The sequence below is a fragment of the Staphylococcus schweitzeri genome (assembly GCF_002902405.1).
Taxonomy (GTDB): Bacteria; Bacillota; Bacilli; order Staphylococcales; family Staphylococcaceae; genus Staphylococcus; species Staphylococcus schweitzeri.
Genome location: NZ_PPQS01000016.1, coordinates 32,308 through 48,614, shown reverse-complemented (window position 1 = coordinate 48,614; position 16,307 = coordinate 32,308). Strand labels below are relative to the sequence as shown.

Here is a 16,307-nt window from a genome sequence, read left to right as displayed (position 1 = left end):
ATAGTATGTTGTCCTGTTAACCATAAATTCAAATTTTTTAACTTTGAATAATAATGATAGTTATTTATCTTCTAATTTTTTAAGCTTTTTTTCAAAGACTTTATCGCCACTAGTTATATCTATACCCTTTTTCGGCAACTTATCTACATCAATCTTTGATAACTTTTCACTTACTTCAATCGTCTCTATACGTGTATTATAATAGTTCTGTAAACTATAGTACATTTCTATAGCATTTTTACGAGCATTATTAACATGCTTATCACTTATATTTGTCTGATTAATATCTGTAATTTGTTTCTCAATCATTGGCATAATATGATTTTTAATAGCACGCTTCACTTCGTTTTCCTTACTATCATCTAAATTTTTCTTAGCGGTATCTCTTAATGCTTTATTATTTTGTTCTAACTTTGTTGTTAAACTTGTTGCTTCAATTTTATTATCTGCTAATTTTATTTCCGATTCAACTTTGTATCTATTTTTTTCAAATTGCTTCGTATAATCTAAAATATCTTCATTATACTTAATCGATTGATTACATAAATCTATAAATGTCTTTAATTGCTTTATCGACTTCTTTTTCTCATTTGCGATAGACATGTATTCTTTTTTTAACTCTTTCACCTTTGCAGTATCATCTGGTAAACTTTCAACCGATTTATAGTATGCTTGAAACTTTGGCATTAAATGATTTTTCACATCTTCCTGTAAAGCTTTAAATTCTTTACTATTTTTATCCGTCGTATCAGTTTTGCTTAGATGATCAATCTCTTTAAGATGAATATTATCCATGACATGTTGCAGTTCTTTTTGTTTTTGCTCAACATCTTTAAATTGCTTAGTAAATTGATGTTGTGCCTCTTTTTCTTTATTACCACATGCACTAATTACTATAATTAAAATCGCTAACATAGCGAATATGACAATTTTTTTCATGGCTGCACTCCTTATTAGATACATTATACAAAAACATGTTTATTATGAAAATGAATTATGTTATAGTATTTCAGACTTTATCGCGATTAAATTAAGTTTTATTACCAAAGGAGTTTATCATGTATTCAAATGTTCAACCATTCATTAATAATGATTCATATTATGCCTTTCATACGCAATATATAGAAATAAAATCATTATTATTCAATTTATTAGACAGCCCTGTAAAATATACAAAACATATCGGTGGTACGTATCATTTTAAGTATTCAACTGAGCCGATTTTAGATATTTTAGTAGGTGTTGAAAATTTACATGATATAACTGCACTCGATGAAAAACGTTTAAATTATGTTGGTTTTTACCGCCTTCATCATAAATATAATAAAAAAGTTATGATGGCAAAGTTTAACAATTACCATGATTTGAAACAAGAAGTACGCTTACATATAATCCAAATGAATACTCAAACATTTGAATCATATCTTGCACTTGATCATTTGTTATCGACTAACAATGAAATAGCATTGCTGTTTAATTCCAAGAAACAACAAATATTACAACACTCTTCATCATTAAGAGAATATGAGATTCAAAAGCAACAATACTTCGAAAAACTATGTAAAAAATATTTATAACAGTAGTTATATCGTGTTTTACAATTATACTAATTTTAATACTTTATTTTCAATTTTCGCAAATGAATTTTAAAATTGGTATAATACTATATGATATTAAAGACATGAGAAAGGATGTACTTAAAAGTGATAAATAAAGACATCTATCAAGCGTTACAACAACTTATTTCTAATGAAAAGATTAAAGTTGATGAACCTTTAAAACGATACACTTATACAAAGACTGGTGGTAATGCAGATTTTTATATTACCCCTACTAAAAATGAAGAAGTACAAGCCGTTGTGAAATATGCCTACCAACATGGCATACCGGTTACTTATTTGGGAAATGGCTCTAACATTATTATTCGTGAAGGAGGTATTCGCGGTATAGTAATAAGCTTATTATCATTAGATCACATTGAAGTATCTGACGATGCTATTATAACCGGAAGTGGCGCTGCTATCATTGACGTCTCTCGTGTTGCTAGAGATCACGCTTTAACAGGCCTAGAGTTTGCATGTGGCATCCCTGGTTCTATTGGTGGTGCTGTCTATATGAATGCTGGTGCCTATGGTGGCGAAGTGAAAGATTGTATTGACTATGCTTTATGTGTCAACGAACAAGGCGCAATTATCAAACTTACAACAAAAGAATTAGAATTAGACTATCGCAACAGTATAATTCAAAAAGAACACTTGGTTGTATTAGAAGCTGCATTCACACTAACTCCAGGAAATATGACTGAAATACAAGCTAAAATGGATGACTTAACAGCACGTCGTGAATCAAAACAACCTTTAGAATATCCTTCTTGTGGTAGCGTATTCCAAAGACCACCAGGGCATTTTGCTGGTAAATTAATACAAGATTCTAACTTGCAAGGCCATCGAATTGGTGGTGTTGAAGTGTCAACTAAGCATGCGGGTTTCATGGTAAATGTTGATAATGGAACTGCAACAGATTATGAAGATCTTATCCATTATGTACAAAAGACTGTTAAAGAAAAATTTGATATTGAGTTAAATCGTGAAGTTCGTATAATTGGCGAACATCCAAAGGAATCATGAGTTAAGGAGATTTATTTATGCCTATAGTTTATGGTTCTTTAATTGATACAGAAACACGTTGTCGCCATTATTTTACCGAACAAGATATTATTGCGATTAAGTTTAAATGCTGCAATAAATATTATCCATGCTATAAGTGTCATAATGAATTTGAAAAGCATACTATTAAACGTTGGCCAGAACGTACATTTAATGAAAAAGCAATTTTGTGTGGAGTATGTCAACATGAATTGACAATTAACGAGTACATGATGGTAGAGCATTGTCCAAATTGTCATTCAAAGTTTAACAATCGCTGTAAATATCACTATCATATTTATTTTGAGATTTAATTTACTAAATCATTACATCTAGGGGCTTATATATTTATCGTTACGATAAGTAGTAAGTCCCTTTACTTTGAATTTTGACAAAAAACGTGGAGAACATTGATTATAATAGATAACCTTTGCTCTCCACTTGTTAATTATTTTACAACTTTTTCAAGTTCATCAATTTGTTTCATTGTAGTTGTAGTTGATCCAGCTGAAAAATACCATAACTTTGGATCTAAGTTATAAACTTTATCTTCTTTAATTGCTTTTACGTTTTTCAATACTGGGTTATTTAACGTCTGTTTTGCTGTCGATTTTCCACTTACAGCCTGTCCTCTATCCATCGCTAAAATTACATCTGGATTTTCTTTGTTTACATATTCATTAGAAACATTTTGTCCATGATTACTATTACTTACTTTTTTATCAACAGCATTGAATCCTAATGTATCGTATACTAATCCACCAAAACGTCCTTTAGGTCCAAACGTTGATAATTCACCTTCGTTAACTAATAAATACATTACAGTTTTATTGAAATGTTTCGTTTTGTCTTTCATAGAAGCAATTTTATTATCTAAATTTTTATTTAATTCTTTAGCTTTAGCTTCTTTGTCGTATATTTTACCGATGTTTTCAGTAATTTGTTTCATTGAACCAATTAAATTTTTCTCATCAGCACCAACATAAACTATTTTCGCTTTAGGTGCAGCCTTTTTAAATTCATCTAAATTCTTTTGATTTGCTGTACGTCCAGAAATAAATATTACTTCTGGTTTAGTTGCAGCGATTTTATCAAAATTCACTTCTTTTAAATTACCTACATTAGTATATTTATCATCCTTAAATGACTCTAGAAAATTCGGTAATGACTTACCACCTTCACCTTTTGGTAATGCTTTAACTTTATCAGCTAAGCCCATTTCTTTCATGACATCAAGTGCACCATAATCTAGTACAACTGCATTTTTAGGGTTTTTTGGAACTTCAACAGTTTCTTTAACTTTTTTAGCATCGCTACCATCTTTTTTCTCGCCACGCATTTTGTAGTTATTTTCAATTTTTACTGTTTCTTTTGAACTTTTAGTATCTGATTTTGATTGTTCTTTTCCAGAATTATTACCGCATGCTGCTAATACTAACATTAATGCTACCACTAAATATAAGACTGTTTTCTTCATAATATAAATGTCTCCTCTATTGACTTAATCTGTGTGCTTAAAATGACAAACGTACAATGATTAGTTAATACTTCTTTGATTAACGCATCACCCCTTTAAAGTGTTTTCTAAAGTTAATCTTTAAAATATAAGCAAATTCTTTGGTTTCTAATAAATTCTATCTGTATGTCCATATCATATAAATCGCTTAAAACACTACTTTGAATAACCTTATCTTTCAAATCCGATTTAACTAGTTCCCCATTTTTCAGTGCAACAATGTGATCTGAGTAACAGGACGCAAAATTAATATCATGTAGGACAATGACGATTGCTTTATTCATTTTATGTGCTAACATTTGCAACGTTTGCATAATTTGAACAGCATGTTTCATATCTAAATTATTTAAAGGCTCATCTAGTAAAATATATTCCGTATCTTGTGCTATTGTCATTGCGATATAGGCACGTTGGCGTTGTCCACCTGACAATGATTTTATGTTTCGATGTCTAATGTCCTGTAACTGTAATAAATCTAATGCATTATTAACAATGGCATGATCTTCTTTTGTTAATCGTCCTTTTGAATATGGAAATCGTCCAAAATTAACTAATTGCTCAACTGTAATGTTCATTTCAGTATGATTTGTTTGCTTTAAAATTGATATCTTTTTAGATAAATCATTATTTTTATAATCAGACATACCTTGTCCATCAATTTTCACTTCACCTTTATCAAAGCGAATTAAACGACATATCGCAGAAAGTAATGTGCTTTTACCAGCGCCATTTGGTCCAATTAATGACGTCAACTTCCCATTTTCAATAGCTATACTGATATCTTTTAATATCGGTTGATTATGTATCGTCTTAGTTAAATTCTTAACTTGTATCACTGCGCATTTCTCCTTTTAACTAATAGATAAATGAAATAACTTCCACCTATCAAATCAATTAGCAAGCTCATCTCTGTCGTAGCTTCAAAAACATTTTCAACAACCCATTGTGCACTAAATAAACTCATCCAACTTAAACAAATTGTCGCAATTAATATATATTTATGTTCATATGTCTTCATTAATTCATGAGCCAAGTTCACAGTTAACAGGCCTAAAAACGTAATGGGACCTACTAATGCAGTTGAAACTGAAACTAAAATTGACACAATCACTAATAACATACGCGTTAATTGTTCATACGAAACACCTAAATTTATCGCTTCTGCACGACCTAAAAGTAATACATCTAAATAAGGTAGTAAAAAAATCGTAATGATTAATAGTACTACTAAAATGACTGCTGAAAAAGTTACTAGATTAGAATTAGAAGCATTGAAATTCGCAAACATACTACTTTGTATCGCTAAAAACGATTCAGGGTCCATAATTAATTGAATAAATCCAGTAATACTTCTAAAAAACGTACCTAGTAATACTCCTATTAACAAAATAAAGTAAATTGAAAAATGTCCAATTTTAAAAATGACTTGGAATAGTATCAATGCAAAAAGCACCATGGTAATTAACGTTAAAATAAAATTCAAATATACATTAGTCACCCAAACCGATTGTATGCCAAGTAGAAATACCGGTATAACTTTTATAAACAAATAAACTGCATCAAGTCCCATAATCGAAGGTGTTAACAAACGATTATTCGTAATTGCTTGAAAGATGACAACTGAAGTCGCAATAGCAGCACCAACAAGAATAATTAAAATAAACTTTCGCAAACGACTTGAAAATTGATATTCAAAAATGTCAAAATCAATGCCTACAAATAAATAGAATAAAGCGATAAGACATGTCACAATGATTAAAATAGCAAGCTTTTTATTATTGTTGTGCATATTTTTTCCTACCTTTCATTAATAAGATAAGGAAAATAATTGTTCCAAAAACACCAATCGTTAAACCAATATTTATTTCATATGGATAAACGACAACTCTACCTACGATATCAGAAAACAATACAAATATAGCACCTAACATCATCGTATGTGGTATAGCATTTTTCAAATGATCGCCTCTATATATTGAAATAATATTCGGGATAACTAAACCTAAAAATGGCAAAGTACCAACTGTGACAACAACTAAAGCTGTAATTGTTGCAGTTATAAATAGCGCAATATTAATTAACTTCTCATAACTCAAACCTAAATTATTAGTGAAATCTTTACCCATTCCTACAATAGTGAAGTGATTAGCAAAAAGATATGTCAATGCTAAAAGAGGAATACTTAAATATAAAATTTCATAGCGTCCACTTGTAATAATGGCAAAGTTCCCGTTAAGCCAGTTACCAATGCTTTGTACAGCATTCGTACGCAATGAGATGAAGGTTGTAAAACTAGCAACAATGCCACCTATCATAATTCCTAATAGTGGGACAAAGATGACATCTTTCACTTTGATAAAATCAATTATTTTAACAAATAAAAATGTACCGCATATGCTACATACAACTGCAAATACTAATTTCAATAATATATGACCTGTTGGAAAGAATAATAAGGCTATTAAAATACCTAATTTAGCCCACTCCATTGTTCCAGCTGTAGTAGGACTTACAAACTTATTTTGCATCATTTGTTGCATAATCAAGCCCGCTAGCGCCAATGAACTACCTGCAATTAAAATACTCATCGTTCTAGGAATTCGACTTGAAAATAAAATATTTTGCTGATCTTTAGTTAAATGAAATATATCTTTAATTGATAATTCACTCACACCAATAAACAGCGAAATAATAGTCAACAATATAAGTAATAGAAGCAAAATATTTCCCTTTAATAAATACTTCATTACAAATTTTTCTCCCTTTTATTCAATGATAATCATTATCATTGATAATATTTCTCATTAATAGTATCGTTTTTCGAAACTCATTTCAATAGCCTTTCAGATAATTTATTGTCAATATTATTGATTTTTGCAATTAAATTGAATATTAATTTTCTTAACGGTGTATTTAAACCCATAATACGAAATAAGAAACTCGCTGTTATGTAATATTGCCAACGAATTATCAAAATATAGAACCAGTCTTCTCCAATTTAAATAGAAAAAGACCTTTCACATGAAAGCGGTGATATATATCACTATCCCTTTTCATGAGAAGGTCTTTTAAAATTATTTATTTGTTATCGAACACAAAGTCATCATCTTGTAGTGCTTCAACATTTAATGCTAAGACATAGCCATCACCTTTTACAGAGAAGAAGTCATGGTTTTTAGTTGTTGTATCTAATGCATTTTCAATGATTGGATTGAATTCACGTTCTTCAAAATATGGTTCAAAACCTAAGTTAGAAAGTGCTTTATTTCCATTATACTTAACGTAGTTTAACACGTCTTCAGTAATTCCAAGATCATCATATAACATCTTTGTATATGACTCTTCATTTAAGTATAAGTCATTTAAAAGTTTATACATTTCTTGATCTGCTTTTTGTTTTTCACTTTCAGATAATTCATTACGTAAATGTTGTGCATCTAATCCAGTAAATACACCATGAATAGATTCATCTAATAAAATTTTACGAATGATTTCACCTGATGTAGTCATTTTTCCTTGACCAGCTAGGTATAACGGGTAATAGAAACCTGAGAAGAATAAAAATGTCTCTAAAAATACACTTGTTACTCTAGCCATATATTGATCATAAATTGAAGCCTCTTTACCCCAAAGTTTGTGATAATTTGCAACGATTTTATCTGATTTATATTTCAAATGAGGTTCTTCTAATACCCACTCATCTAATAAATAATTTGTTTCGCTAGATGGTAATAAGGTTGTGAAAATATGTGAATAACTTTTCGCATGAATTTGTTCCATCATCGCCATAAATGAATAAACAGCCTTTTTTCTTAAATCCGTAGTATGAAGCATAACTAGTGGCATACCATCATCTGCTTGATGTGTATCTAAACCTGTTAACCCTGCCAAAGCCTTTTTAAATGTGTCTTGTTCCGCTTCAGATAATGTTTTCCAACTTGCAATGTCTTTTGATACTTTAAATTCTGTTTCAACCCACATCTGAGAAATGTTTTGTCTCCAAAACATATTCGTCATATCTTCTTGTGTGTTCCAATTAACAGCTATCATGAATATAATTTCCTCCTGTAATGTTAATCAATTATTGATAAATATAGACATGACAGTCTAATCATCTGTCACCTTTTACAGATGATTAGCTGATATTGTCTATAAACGTTGATTTATTAGATAGAACAACTAGTACATTCTTCTACGCTTAATAATTTATTTCTAGTATAGTAAAGTGATTTTAATCCTTTATAGTGCGCATATACATATAATCTTGCTAACTCACGAGTAGAAATTTCAGAGTTAACATATAGGATTGTTGAAATACCTTGATCGATGTGTGTTTGTATCGTTGCAATTAAATCAATTAATTTCATTTGATCTGTATTAAATGCTGATTTGTAATACCACATTGTTTGTGGTGATAAGAATGGCATTGGATAGAATGTTTCAGCATTACCATAAGTACGACGTTCAATTTGATCAACAATAGGCATTACAGAACTTGTAGCATTTTGTACATAAGAAATACTTTGAGTTGGCGCAATCGCTAATCTATAAGCATGATATAAACCATATTGTTCAACATCTTGTTGTAATTTCTTCCAATCTTCTGAAGTAGGAATTGTCATTCCATCAAATAATTCACGTACTTTTTCAAATTGTGGTTCAAATTCTTGAGACGTATAGAACTCAAAATATTTACCATTTGCATAATCAGATTTCTCGAAATCTTGATATTTAATACCACGTTCTTTAGCAATTTCCATTGAACGTTCAATGGAGTAGAAGTTCATCATCATAAAGAAGATATTTGCAAAGTCTTTTGCTTCTTCTGACTCATAACCAATTTTATTTTTAGCTAAGTAACCGTGCAAGTTCATAACACCTAAACCGACTGAGTGTAATTCACTATTTGCTTTTCTAACGCCAGGTGCATTTTGAATATTTGCTACATCACTTACAACAGTTAATGCATCCATACCAGAATGTACTGAATCTCTAAACTTACCACTTTCCATTACATTCACAATATTTAATGAACCTAAGTTACATGAAATGTCACGTTTGATTTCATCTTCAACACCATAATCATTAATAATTGATGTTTCTTGTAATTGGAAAATTTCAGTACATAAATTACTCATTTTAATTTGACCAATATTTGAGTTCGGATGCACTTTGTTCGCATTATCTTTAAACATTAAATACGGGTAACCTGATTGTAATTGCGTTTGTGCAATTAAATTCAACATTTCACGCGCATTCTTTTTCTTTTTGTCAACATTTGGATTTGCAACCATGTCATCATAAAATTTATCTAAATCAATATCATCTAATGTCACACCATATTCTTCTTTAACTGTATGAGGCGCAAACATATAGAAGTCTTTACCTTCTTTAGCTAAATCAAAGAATTTAGATGGAACAATTAAACCAGTTGAAATTGTAGATAAACGTAGGTCTTCATCAGCATTTACTTTTTTAGTATCTAAAAACTCTTCTACATCGTAATGGAAGATATTTAAGTACACGGCACCAGCACCAGGCCTTTGACCTAATTGGTCTGCATAACTGAAACCACCTTCTAGTGATTTAGCTATTGGTAAAACACCTTTCGCTACGCCTTTAATACCTTTAATCGCTTCACCACGTGCACGCAGTTTAGATAAGTTAATCGCTACGCCGCCACCAATTTTACTTAATTGCTTTGCAGTTGAATCAATAAAGTTAATTGAATTTAAGCTATCATCTACTTCTAATAAGAAACATGAAACTAGCTCACCACGACGCGCACGACCAGCATTTAAAAATGTTGGTGTCGCTGGTTGATATCTTTGTTCAACCATTGCAGAAATAAATTGTTTCGCTTGTTCTTTATTTCCGTTTGCTAAGTATAAAGCAACTATAGCAACATGTTGATTGTAGTCTTCTAAATATTGACTTTTATCATTAGTTTTCAAAGCATAATCTTTGAAAAATTTACTTGCTGACATATAACTTGCAAATTTAAATGGAATAGATTTTGCATAGTCAGTAATTTCAATAAGATCAGCTTCGCTATATATATCAAACACATTGAAATAGAAATCATTAACTACTAAGTAACGTAAACGTTCTATTTCTGAATCGAAAAAGATTGTTTTGTCCTTTACTTCTTCTAAATAAGCAGCTAATGCTTCTTGGTCTTTTTCTAAACTAAAGAATCCATCTTCTCTTCGTTTAGTGACCTCATTATTTAATTCAATATGATTGTACTTTTTCTCTTCCATGGTTTTCATTAAAATTACCCACCTTGTTCTTAAATTCAATAACGTCTTTGTTTTTTCCATGTAACTCAAACTTCATTAATAAAGGGACATTATACTCCTCTGATATCGTGCGACCCGCTTTAGCGAAATTTAGTCCCCAATTTCGATTACCGCTTGCTGCCACACCTCTGATGTATTGATGATTAACTTCTAAAAAAGATTGAACTGGTTTTGGTACTTCTCCAAATCCAATAGTGCCTGTAACGATAATAAACGGTTCATGTACTGGTTCCATGCAATTGTCTGCTGTAATCTCAAGTGTATTTTCTAGTTCTGTTCTTTTGATAAATCGACGGACATTTCCAGTAAATGAAAAATATATTATTTTCATTGGATCACCTTCTTTCTTCAACCCTTTTAAATTAAGTAGTCATTACAATTAAAAAATGCTTTAATAACATTAAAATTCATGTTTATCTCAGCATTGCTTTAACTATGAATGAAGCTACTTATTTTCTCAAATGTAAACCAAACCAATTGCATAGATTTATATTTGAGAAAATAGTAGCTCATATGGGTTGCATGTATCAAAATCACTATATGTAGTGTTTACATCATTTGACATCTTCCATTTGCTTAGTGCATTTTCTGAAAATATGACTATAAATTGATAATAACTATTAAATTTCAGTGTTAAATTACTTTTAAAATTAATTTCTTCATAAATAAAGCATTTGCATACAAAACACAAGATATTGTGTCTTCTTCGTGTTAGCAACACTATATTATGTGTTTCATTATACATAAGACCATCAATGATTTAAAGTGTCATTTTCCGGTTAAATGTTCGTAAAACGTTCCAATTAGGCACCATTACTTAAATAGAAAAACCTCGGTAAATTTAAAAAATTTTTTCAGTAGATATCGCTTGCTTTTTTAAAATCTGTAACAAACTCAATCGTATCAACAAAAATCAAGAAATAATCAATTACATAGATGCTTAATTGATTTTATTTAATTGTAATAACACAAACATTCATGACTAAGTAATGCCCTATAATTCCGTCAAATAAACATAAGAACATTTGTTCGTACAAATAATTATAGTTCTTTTCTTTTAAATTTCAACTATTTATGCACAGTATGTTGATTTATGCTAATATAAATACGTTAATTTTATATAAAAGAGGCGATAAAATTGAATCCTAAAGTAAAAGGTATCATTGCCATATTAGTTTCGGCTATTGGTTTCAGTTTTATGTCAGTGTTTTTCAGACTTGCAGGTGATCTACCTGTTTTTCAAAAATCATTAGCACGAAACTTAGTAGCAATGTTTATTCCACTATTTTTTATATATAAATATCATCAACCCATGTTTGGTAGACTTTCTAGCCAACCATTATTATTAATGCGTTCAACCCTAGGACTTATTGGTGTATTGCTAAATATTTATGCAATCGATCATATGGTACTAAGTGATGCAGACTCTTTAATGAAACTCAACCCTTTTTGGACGATTTTATTAAGCATTATTTTCTTGCATGAAAAAGTGAGAAAGTATCAAATCACAGCTATGATAGTTGCAATACTAGGTATGCTTTTAATTGTTAAACCTGAATTTTCTTCATCAATAATTCCTTCACTAGCTGGATTATTCTCAGGTATCTTTGCAGCATCAGCATACACTTGTGTCAGAGCACTTAGTACAAGAGAAGCACCATATACAATTGTATTTTACTTCTCATTATTCTCTGTCATCGTTTTAATACCTTTCACTGCATATACATATGTTCCAATGACTCAAATGCAAATACTGTACCTGTTAGGAGCAGGACTAGCTGCAGCAGTTGGTCAAATTGGCGTCACCTTGGCATATAGTTTTGCTGCTGCGAAAGACATTTCTATTTTTACGTATGCGTCTATAATATTTACAGCAATACTTGGCTTTATTTTATTTGGAGAGTCACCAGATTTCTATGCAACATTAGGTTATGTCGTTATTATCGGTGCAAGTTATTACATGTTTGAAAAAGCACGCCGCGACGCTAAAGTATCATTAAATAAATAAAATTAAAGGAGTGTTTTTTATGGCACAAGGTCGTCAACAAGATGAATTACAGGATATTACATTATTAGGAAACCAAGACAATACTTACAATTTTGACTATCGTCCAGATGTATTAGAGTCATTTGACAATAAACATCAAGGACGTGATTATTTCGTTAAATTCAATTGTCCTGAATTTACATCTTTATGCCCAATTACAGGACAACCAGATTTTGCAACAATCTATATTTCATATATTCCAAACGTTAAAATGGTTGAATCAAAATCGTTGAAGTTATATTTATTTAGCTTTAGAAACCACGGAGATTTCCACGAAGATTGCATGAATATCATCATGAATGATTTGATTAAACTAATGGATCCACACTACATTGAAGTATGGGGTAAATTCACTCCACGTGGCGGTATTTCAATTGATCCATATACTAACTATGGACGTCCAAACTCTAAATATGAAAAAATGGCAGAACATCGTTTGATGAATCATGATTTATACCCTGAAAAAATAGATAATCGTTAATGAATTTATACAAATACACACCAAAAATTGTTCAGACATCGACTTTTTGGTGTGTATTTTTTGTACGTGTTTTGTAATTAATTTTTAAAATTTAAAATCCCAAGTAATCAAAAAGGATAATAATACACAAAATAAATAACAATTTTATAGAAACCTATTGCACTTTAACGTCATTAAGTATATTTTTATATTATCTCTAATTAATTGTGCGCGCTTAATAACAGAATATTCTCAATATTTCTATTTTTTTGTGTTTTATTGAAAGTATTTAGTTGATGCCGCACAACCATTTTTAACTAACTATTGTATTAGGGGAAGAAAGGATGGGATGTATAAATGGCACAACAAAACTCCCATGGAAGTCAAATTCAAGACATACCTCAAACAGGATTTTTCGGGCATCCTAGAGGCCTTGGCGTACTATTTTTTGTAGAATTTTGGGAAAGGTTTAGTTATTATGGCATGCGTGCCCTACTCATTTTCTACATGTACTTCGCTGTAACAGATAATGGCCTTGGAATTGACAAAACAACAGCTATGTCAATCATGTCAGTATATGGTTCATTAATCTATATGACATCAATACCAGGTGGATGGATTGCTGACAGAATTACAGGCACAAGAGGTGCTACCTTATTAGGTGCAGTCTTTATTATTATCGGACATATTTGTCTAAGCCTACCATTTGCTTTAATTGGCTTATTCACATCAATGTTCTTCATTATTATTGGTTCAGGTTTAATGAAACCTAACATTTCAAATATTGTTGGTCGTTTATATCCTGAAAATGATAGACGTATGGATGCTGGTTTTGTAATTTTCTATATGTCTGTTAATATGGGTGCATTGTTATCACCTATCATCTTGCAACACTTTGTAAATGTTAAAAATTTCCATGGCGGATTCTTAATCGCAGCCGTAGGTATGGCACTAGGTTTGGTATGGTATGTACTTTTCAACCGTAAAAACTTAGGTAATGTGGGTATGAAACCAACTAATCCATTAACACCAGCCGAAAAGAAAAAATATGGAATTATTATCGGAAGTGTTGTATTAGCTATTGGGCTAATAATCACAATTGGTGCTCTAACTAATTCACTATCATTTAACTTAGTTAGTAACACTGTTTTAGTTTTAGGTATTACATTACCTATCGTTTACTTCACATTAATTATTAAAAGTAAAGATGTGACAGATACTGAGCGTTCTCGAGTTAAAGCATTTATTCCATTGTTTATTCTTGGAATGGTTTTCTGGGCTATCCAAGAACAAGGATCAAATGTATTGAACATATATGGAATCGAACAATCAGACATGAAATTAAATCTATTTGGCTGGAAAACAAACTTTGGAGAAGCAATTTTCCAATCAATTAATCCATTATTTATTTTATTATTGGCACCAATTATTTCGCTTTTATGGCAAAAGCTTGGTACTAAACAGCCTAGTTTACCAGTGAAATTTGCAATTGGTACATTTTTAGCAGGTGCATCTTACATACTTATCGGTATTGTAGGTTACACATCAGGATCTGCACATTTCTCAGTTAACTGGGTAATTTTATCTTATATTATCTGTGTAATCGGTGAACTTTGCTTATCACCAACAGGTAATAGTGCAGCCGTGAAATTAGCACCAAAGGCATTTAATGCACAAATGATGAGTATTTGGTACTTAACAAATGCTTCCGCACAAGCAATTAACGGTACGTTGGTTAAGTTAATTGAACCACTTGGTCAAACAAATTACTTTATCTTCTTAGGTATCGTAGCAATTGTCGTTACAACAATTGTATTAGCATTCTCACCTATAATCATTAAAGCAATGAAAGGAATCCGCTAATCAACAATTTAAAATTACTTTTATATACATCAAAAACTGTAAGTCAATCAATTGGCTTACAGTTTTTTGTGTTTCACATTGAAAATTAAATATTAGTGTTATAGTTGAGGTTGAGACATAAAGTTTTTGTGCTCTGGGAAACCGATTAACGGCGTCCCAAAAGCAGGATTTTCGGCAGAAACTCTCACGGTTCGACAAAATTTGGAAAACAATTTTGCTCATCGTTCGGTTCTGCTCAAATCCTAAATGCTTTTGTCCTAACCTCTTTGGTATTTACAATTAAAAATGGGTATATATACTTAGTGAATCAATTTTTAGAAAGTAGGCTAAATAATGGAAAATAAATATCACCATGGCGTCCTCTTTTACCATGAACACAGTGGATTAAAAAATATTAATCAAGGTATTGGGGAAGTTACAACAGCATTAAGTTCAATTTGTAAACATCTTTCTATTCAATTGAGTGAGAATGAAGGAGATATCATTAAATATTGCCAAGAAATCAAAGCCAAAGACTACGCAAATGATGTAGACATATTATTTATTCTCGGTGGCGATGGTACCGTTAATGAGCTTATAAATGGAATTATGACATATGACCTTCAATTACCTATTGGTATATTACCAGGCGGTACTTTTAATGATTTTACAAAAACACTTAACATAGAACCTAATCACAAGTTAGCGAGCGAGCAAATGATTTCAGCACAAGTTGGCACATATGATGTTATTAAAGTTAATCAGAAATATGCACTTAATTTTGTTGGATTAGGTTTAATAGTTCAAAATGCCGAAAATGTGCAAGACGGCTCAAAAGATATATTTGGTAAGTTAAGTTATATTGGCTCTACAGTTAAAACGCTACTAAACCCAACACAATTTAATTATCATTTAACTGTTGACCAAAAGTCATATTCAGGTGAGACATCAATGATATTGACAGCGAACGGCCCATTTATTGGAGGTAGTCGAATACCTTTGACTGATTTATCACCTCAAGATGGTGAATTAAATACATTCATTTTTAACGAACAAAGTTTCAGTATTTTAAATGATATTTTCAAAAAGCGTGATAGCATGAATTGGAATGAAATTACTCAAGGTATTGAACATATTCCTGGTAAACATATTACACTGACAACTAATCCTGTTATGAAGGTCGATATAGATGGAGAAATATCATTAGAAACACCTCTTGATATTGAAGTAATACCAAATGCAATTCAATTGCTAACTGTAAATGTATAGCGATAGTTAATTGACTATGTATTTAATAGCAAGATGATGTGACTTTTCCATATTCTTTATAAAATTATTAGACTATAAATTTATATCACAATCTATTAACTATAAGTTATTAAATAAAAAAAGATATATCCCCTTTGATGAAGGATTTTCTAATTTGAATCATCATGGATTATTCGCGTATCTTTTAAATATAAAAAAATCAGATCAGGCTGGGACATAAACCCCT

The 16,307-nt window shown here is 30.7% G+C and carries 15 protein-coding genes; 7 read left to right on the top strand and 8 right to left on the bottom strand.

Annotation, left to right across the window (positions count from 1 at the left end):
• Window positions 1-60: 60 nt before the first annotated feature.
• Window positions 61-939: an EMYY motif lipoprotein gene (locus tag CD116_RS03845; protein ID WP_047530967.1), complete on the bottom strand. Its 879-nt coding sequence runs from the start codon at window positions 937-939 to the stop codon at window positions 61-63.
• A gap of 119 nt (window positions 940-1,058) precedes the next feature.
• Between CD116_RS03845 and CD116_RS03840 the strand changes: the two genes are divergently transcribed.
• From CD116_RS03840 to CD116_RS03830, 3 genes are all read left to right on the top strand, one after another.
• On the top strand, window positions 1,059-1,577 hold the full coding sequence (locus CD116_RS03840) for a GrpB family protein (protein WP_047551120.1): 519 nt from the start codon (window positions 1,059-1,061) through the stop codon (window positions 1,575-1,577).
• A 126-nt stretch (window positions 1,578-1,703) separates the two neighbouring features.
• Entirely contained in the window at window positions 1,704-2,627 is a 924-nt protein-coding gene (murB, locus tag CD116_RS03835; RefSeq protein ID WP_078101787.1) for a UDP-N-acetylmuramate dehydrogenase, read from the top strand.
• A 17-nt stretch (window positions 2,628-2,644) separates the two neighbouring features.
• A complete protein-coding gene (locus CD116_RS03830; RefSeq protein ID WP_001123295.1) occupies window positions 2,645-2,959 on the top strand; it encodes a CHY zinc finger protein in 315 nt (104 codons plus the stop codon).
• Between the two features lie 134 nt (window positions 2,960-3,093).
• On the opposite strand, the gene CD116_RS03825 is transcribed toward CD116_RS03830, so the two are convergent.
• The 7 genes from CD116_RS03825 to nrdI all read right to left on the bottom strand — a co-directional run bounded on the left by CD116_RS03825 (window position 3,094) and on the right by nrdI (window position 10,794).
• Complete coding sequence (locus CD116_RS03825; protein WP_047551117.1) at window positions 3,094-4,122, bottom strand: ferrated catecholamine ABC transporter substrate-binding lipoprotein SstD; 1,029 nt, start codon at window positions 4,120-4,122, stop codon at window positions 3,094-3,096.
• A gap of 113 nt (window positions 4,123-4,235) precedes the next feature.
• Window positions 4,236-4,997, bottom strand: a complete 762-nt coding sequence (locus tag CD116_RS03820) for an iron ABC transporter ATP-binding protein (protein WP_047551114.1) — start codon at window positions 4,995-4,997, stop codon at window positions 4,236-4,238.
• Window positions 4,994-5,950, bottom strand: a complete 957-nt coding sequence (locus tag CD116_RS03815; RefSeq protein ID WP_047551111.1) for an iron chelate uptake ABC transporter family permease subunit — start codon at window positions 5,948-5,950, stop codon at window positions 4,994-4,996. Before CD116_RS03815 ends, CD116_RS03820 begins: the two co-directional genes overlap by 4 nt.
• Window positions 5,937-6,908, bottom strand: coding sequence for an ABC transporter permease (locus CD116_RS03810; protein WP_047551107.1), 972 nt, complete (start codon window positions 6,906-6,908; stop codon window positions 5,937-5,939). The genes CD116_RS03815 and CD116_RS03810 overlap by 14 nt, the downstream gene beginning before the upstream one ends.
• 331 nt (window positions 6,909-7,239) lie before the next feature.
• Window positions 7,240-8,211 carry a class 1b ribonucleoside-diphosphate reductase subunit beta gene (nrdF, locus tag CD116_RS03805; RefSeq protein WP_000562498.1) on the bottom strand — a complete coding sequence of 324 codons (972 nt, stop codon included), beginning with the start codon at window positions 8,209-8,211 and terminating at the stop codon, window positions 7,240-7,242.
• Between the two features lie 116 nt (window positions 8,212-8,327).
• Complete coding sequence (nrdE, locus tag CD116_RS03800; protein ID WP_000855501.1) at window positions 8,328-10,433, bottom strand: class 1b ribonucleoside-diphosphate reductase subunit alpha; 2,106 nt, start codon at window positions 10,431-10,433, stop codon at window positions 8,328-8,330.
• The gene (gene nrdI / locus CD116_RS03795; protein ID WP_047427011.1) at window positions 10,396-10,794 is read right to left on the bottom strand and encodes a class Ib ribonucleoside-diphosphate reductase assembly flavoprotein NrdI; all 399 of its coding nucleotides are present in this window, start codon (window positions 10,792-10,794) and stop codon (window positions 10,396-10,398) included. Before nrdI ends, nrdE begins: the two co-directional genes overlap by 38 nt.
• Window positions 10,795-11,601: 807 nt before the next feature.
• Here nrdI and CD116_RS03785 point away from each other — a divergent pair.
• The 4 genes from CD116_RS03785 to CD116_RS03770 all read left to right on the top strand — a co-directional run bounded on the left by CD116_RS03785 (window position 11,602) and on the right by CD116_RS03770 (window position 16,081).
• Window positions 11,602-12,471, top strand: a complete 870-nt coding sequence (locus CD116_RS03785) for a DMT family transporter (RefSeq protein ID WP_047447872.1) — start codon at window positions 11,602-11,604, stop codon at window positions 12,469-12,471.
• Window positions 12,472-12,490: 19 nt separating this feature from the next.
• Window positions 12,491-12,991: a preQ(1) synthase gene (gene queF / locus CD116_RS03780; RefSeq protein WP_047427004.1), complete on the top strand. Its 501-nt coding sequence runs from the start codon at window positions 12,491-12,493 to the stop codon at window positions 12,989-12,991.
• A gap of 336 nt (window positions 12,992-13,327) precedes the next feature.
• Window positions 13,328-14,833, top strand: coding sequence for a peptide MFS transporter (locus CD116_RS03775; protein WP_047427001.1), 1,506 nt, complete (start codon window positions 13,328-13,330; stop codon window positions 14,831-14,833).
• Window positions 14,834-15,166: 333 nt separating this feature from the next.
• On the top strand, window positions 15,167-16,081 hold the full coding sequence (locus CD116_RS03770) for a diacylglycerol/lipid kinase family protein (protein ID WP_047551102.1): 915 nt from the start codon (window positions 15,167-15,169) through the stop codon (window positions 16,079-16,081).
• Window positions 16,082-16,307: the final 226 nt, after the last annotated feature.